This is a genomic window from Candidatus Avelusimicrobium fimicolum (assembly GCF_021632165.1).
Classification (GTDB): Bacteria; Elusimicrobiota; Elusimicrobia; order Elusimicrobiales; family Elusimicrobiaceae; genus Avelusimicrobium; species Avelusimicrobium fimicola.
The window spans coordinates 1-3,489 of the sequence record NZ_JAJWTS010000030.1; the positions used below are offsets into that span (position 1 = coordinate 1).

The window sequence follows — 3,489 nt, forward strand, 5'->3', positions numbered from 1 at the left end:
GCGTTTGATGTTTTGTTGGCAGTAAAGAATTGCACGTTGAATGGAAGCACCGTCTTGCCAAAAGAAGTAAGTAAAAAATAAAGATTTAACCTTGGGCACAATGGGTATAATTGTGCAATCCAGCCGAATTACTTACACGGTGCAATCCTCGTGGCCTAGACGAGGGCGATTACTAGGCAATAGATTTGACTGGTCAGCCAAAAAGGAGCAAGGAAGGACAGTCTCCGTGGGAGTTTTGTTTAATCGTTCTATAAAGCCCATAACGGTTAATCATTAGCCCACCCTTGAATATGGGATAGATTAGGCGGTGCCACAGGAAGCGAGGTGGCTTGGCTGACGAAATTTAGGAGGTATTTATGGAAGATAATGAATTGTTTTTGAGGTTTTTTTGTGGTCTTCTTATTTTAATGACGATTGGTGCATTTACTATTGGAATTTCAGCCAGAATACAAGAGCACGAAGAAAGAATGTTGGCAATACAGAAATGCCCTTGTATGGAGATAAAGAAATGAACATACAGTTATATAATGGGGATTGTTTGGAAGTAATGGAACGAATTATTAAAGAGGGCGTTAAAGTAGACGCAATTATCACCGACCCGCCTTACGGTATTACTGCGTGCAAGTGGGATGCAGTAATACCAATCTACGAAATGTTCCAATGCTTGTATAAATTGCGAAAAGACGAACATACACCGATAGTTTTGTTTGCTTCCCAACCATTTACAAGTGAATTGATAACGCAAAATATAGTTCATCACGAAGGGGTTAAGTATGAGTGGATTTATAAAAAAGTAGCAGGAAGTAATTTTGTTACTGCTAAATATATGCCAATAAAAGAGCACGAGAATATTTTAGTTTTTGGGCAAAAAGGGCATAGAGTAAATTATTTTCCAGTTATGCAAGAAAGGAGTGAAAATGGTAAAAAAAGATTAAACAACCCTTATCATACCAATAGCACCACTTCAAATGAAACAATGGGAAATATTAGTAGAAATAATGCAGGTAAGGAGTATGATAAAGAGTTAAGGTATCCATCTAGTGTCCAGAAATTTAATAATAGAGAAAGGGGTGCTAGGGGGCTACATCATACCCAAAAACCAGTATCACTTATGGAGTATCTAGTCAAAACATACACTAATGAGGGCGATACGGTACTTGACTTCACAATGGGTAGTGGTACTACTGGGGTAGCGTGCAAAAATTTAAAACGTAATTTCATCGGTATTGAGTTAGATAAGCAATACTTTGATATCGCAAAAGAAAGAATAGAAAGAGAGCCGAAATGCTTATTTGAATTGGAGGAAACAAAATGACTAAAAGATATTTAAAAACGCCGGAAGAAGTTATTGACGCTTTACAGGCTGGAAAAGTAGTGAGTGACGACGAAGGTTATATCTACAAAATGTACAAAGGAGTTATTTTTTGGCGGAAGAAAGAACAATGGTACCTTGCGCCTACAATATGTAACGATTATGGCTTATATGTTGAATACCCCAATCCGCTCAAACTGGAAGTAGGTAAGTTTTACAAAACGAGAGACGGCAGAAAGGCGTGGCTTGTATCACGCCAGCAAGATGAGCATTTCCCCTATGTCATCGCAGTTCTTGGAAAGGTAGATGCTTATGCTGTTACAAAATACGGGCGTTTTTATGACGACAAACCTTATGCATTTGACATCGTCGCCCCTTGGGAGGAATAGATGAAAAAGCAAATAACGATAAAAAAAGACGTGTTTTACTGCGATATTTGCGGTAAGACAATAGAAAAAAAGGCTGTCCTGCCTTTTGTTACCATTGAGTATCAAAAAGTATATAATATAGGCGGAACATTAACATTAGACAACGACTACGAGTATTTTGGTTGCAAACTTGATTTATGTGCACATCATTGTAACTTACTAGGAAAAGTTGTGCGTAAAAAAACAGAATACGCTTTGGCTTTTCTGGAAGATGAGCAAAAGATAAAAGATGAAATTAATAAACAGGAGGAATAAAATATGATTACACCTATGCAGATGTACTGGCTGTTAAAGTTAGATGATATTATTGGTGGTTGTGTTCTTATGTGTGGCGTATTGCTGGCTTGTATGCTTCTTTCAGTACTGATATTTTGTAATGCAAACGAAATGGAAAATGTAAAGGTTAAAAAATATGCTGGTATATCTTTTCTTTTAGCCATGATAGGTATTATATTTTTTGGTGCTGTTAGGGTTTTTTTACCGTCCACAAACCAAATGGCTGCTATTTATGTAGTGCCTGCTATTGCAAACAATGAAAAGATACAGCAAATCGGCGGCAAGACTCTGGATATATCCAATCAATTATTGGACTTAACCAAAGAGTATCTGAAAGATAAGGCGAAAGATAAATGAGCATAATATTAGACATTATCGGTATCATCTTTGCGCTGTGGTGTATTGGCGTAATAATTTGGTGGTTTATTAGCGAGGAGTGGTAAACAATTTGTGGACCCCACAGATTTTGGAGGGATTAATATGACTAAAAAAGAAACGGAAAAGAAAGCCAAATATACATATTGGTTTGCGGTAGTAGATAAAAACAATAAGATATAAAATGTTATTGCTGATACTTGGTATCTAATCAATAACAGGGAGCGTATGATTATGGCACAGAACGATTTGTATAAGAATATGCAAGGTAATTATAGAGCCTTGGTAAACTATCAGTTGTTAGGTAGAAAAAAGGAGCAGAGCAAATGAAAGTAGAATTGTTAGACAGTACGGTTGACCCTTTGTATGTTATTTCTGTGTGCGCCAGAACCTGTTATAATAGCAGAGCGAAAGACAAAGTAAACAAGAGAGCGGACTTTGTGAAAGGACTTATCAAAAGCGGACACACTAGCACTTTGGAAAATGCGATTGCTACTTTTGATATCAGCGGTATCAGCAGAGTATGCCAAAATCAAATAGTAAGACACCGTATCGGCTGTTCTTACTGCGTTCAAAGTATGCGGTATGTAGATGTAGCGGACAACGAATTTGTAATGCCTATTAAGGCTTTAATGACAGATGACAGTTGTGTGGATTTCGTTAGCAAGGCCAAAGACTTCTATAAGAAACTGGTACAAAACGATGTGCCGAAAGAAGATGCCCGTATGTTTCTGCCGTTGGGTATGACTTGCAATATGACGGTAACAATGAACTTTCGTGCATTAAGACATTTCCTGGAACTTCGGTTAAGCAAACGCGCTCAATGGGAAGTGCAGTATGTGGCTCGCGAGATTTTGAAAATCTGCCAAAGCAAATGGCCTTGGTTGGTGGAGGACTTAATCAATGGATAACTGTGTGATTTGTGGAAAGGCTTTATCTAACTGTAAACGGCGGGATAAAAAGAAATACTGTTCTGTAAAGTGCAAGAGAGCGGCGTTGCAACAACGACACAAGCAGTTTATCTTAACCCGAGTACGGGAAGAAATGAAGCAAGTTCAAAGTTCTGCGTATCGGTTACAAACCTTTTCTGCATTAATG

The 3,489-nt window shown here is 37.9% G+C and carries 6 protein-coding genes and 1 pseudogene; all 7 read left to right on the forward strand.

Annotated elements, in window-relative coordinates; all coding sequences use genetic code 11:
- The first annotated feature begins 356 nt into the window (after positions 1 to 356).
- Positions 357 to 512: a hypothetical protein gene (locus ACQY2K_RS07940; protein ID WP_428041415.1), complete on the forward strand. Its 156-nt coding sequence runs from the start codon at positions 357 to 359 to the stop codon at positions 510 to 512.
- A complete protein-coding gene (locus ACQY2K_RS07945) occupies positions 509 to 1,315 on the forward strand; it encodes a DNA-methyltransferase (RefSeq protein WP_428041416.1) in 807 nt (268 codons plus the stop codon). Before ACQY2K_RS07940 ends, ACQY2K_RS07945 begins: the two co-directional genes overlap by 4 nt.
- The gene (locus tag ACQY2K_RS07950) at positions 1,312 to 1,701 is read left to right on the forward strand and encodes a hypothetical protein (protein WP_428041417.1); all 390 of its coding nucleotides are present in this window, start codon (positions 1,312 to 1,314) and stop codon (positions 1,699 to 1,701) included. Before ACQY2K_RS07945 ends, ACQY2K_RS07950 begins: the two co-directional genes overlap by 4 nt.
- Complete coding sequence (locus ACQY2K_RS07955; protein WP_428041418.1) at positions 1,702 to 1,995, forward strand: hypothetical protein; 294 nt, start codon at positions 1,702 to 1,704, stop codon at positions 1,993 to 1,995.
- Between the two features lie 3 nt (positions 1,996 to 1,998).
- A complete protein-coding gene (locus tag ACQY2K_RS07960) occupies positions 1,999 to 2,373 on the forward strand; it encodes a hypothetical protein (RefSeq protein WP_428041419.1) in 375 nt (124 codons plus the stop codon).
- A gap of 344 nt (positions 2,374 to 2,717) precedes the next feature.
- The gene (gene thyX / locus ACQY2K_RS07965; RefSeq protein WP_428041420.1) at positions 2,718 to 3,302 is read left to right on the forward strand and encodes an FAD-dependent thymidylate synthase; all 585 of its coding nucleotides are present in this window, start codon (positions 2,718 to 2,720) and stop codon (positions 3,300 to 3,302) included.
- Positions 3,295 to 3,489, forward strand: a pseudogene (locus tag ACQY2K_RS07970) (hypothetical protein); the annotation flags it as partial. The gene thyX and the pseudogene ACQY2K_RS07970, both read left to right, overlap by 8 nt.

Coding starts and splice junctions, on each gene's coding strand:
- ACQY2K_RS07940 (WP_428041415.1), top strand. CDS start 357: ATGGAAGATAATGAATTGTTTTTGAGGTTTTTTTGTGGTCTTCTTATT.
- ACQY2K_RS07945 (WP_428041416.1), top strand. CDS start 509: ATGAACATACAGTTATATAATGGGGATTGTTTGGAAGTAATGGAACGA.
- ACQY2K_RS07950 (WP_428041417.1), top strand. CDS start 1,312: ATGACTAAAAGATATTTAAAAACGCCGGAAGAAGTTATTGACGCTTTA.
- ACQY2K_RS07955 (WP_428041418.1), top strand. CDS start 1,702: ATGAAAAAGCAAATAACGATAAAAAAAGACGTGTTTTACTGCGATATT.
- ACQY2K_RS07960 (WP_428041419.1), top strand. CDS start 1,999: ATGATTACACCTATGCAGATGTACTGGCTGTTAAAGTTAGATGATATT.
- thyX (WP_428041420.1), top strand. CDS start 2,718: ATGAAAGTAGAATTGTTAGACAGTACGGTTGACCCTTTGTATGTTATT.